The organism is Limnospira sp. PMC 289.06, assembly GCF_032350395.1.
GTDB lineage: Bacteria > Cyanobacteriota > Cyanobacteriia > Cyanobacteriales > Microcoleaceae > Limnospira > Limnospira platensis.
This window is the reverse complement of the sequence record NZ_JARPLC010000564.1, coordinates 1-291: the sequence shown is the minus strand read 5'-3', so window position 1 is coordinate 291 and position 291 is coordinate 1. Positions and strand designations below refer to the sequence as shown.

Here is a 291-nt window from a genome sequence, read left to right as displayed (position 1 = left end):
CTTAAGGGAAACCTCAAAGCAAAACCACTGCGACGGGTGTGGATTCCAAAACCTGGAAGGGATGAAAAAAGCTGGAATAGGAATACCCACAATCCAAGACAGAGCAAGGCAAGCCTTGGTTAAGTCGGCTCTCGAACCTGAATGGGAATCGAGATTTGAAGGCACAAGCTACGGGTTCCGTCCAGGACGGTCAGCCCAAGATGCAATAGCCAGGATTTACCAGAGTATCAACAAAAGTGAATATTTCGTGCTAGATGCAGATATAGCGTGCGAGACGTTTAGGAGTGAAAT

Annotated in this window: 1 pseudogene; it reads left to right on the top strand. The window is 47.1% G+C overall.

The window, feature by feature from the left end:
• Positions 1-123: pseudogene (locus tag P5674_RS26290) on the top strand (HNH endonuclease); the annotation flags it as partial.
• Positions 124-291: the final 168 nt, after the last annotated feature.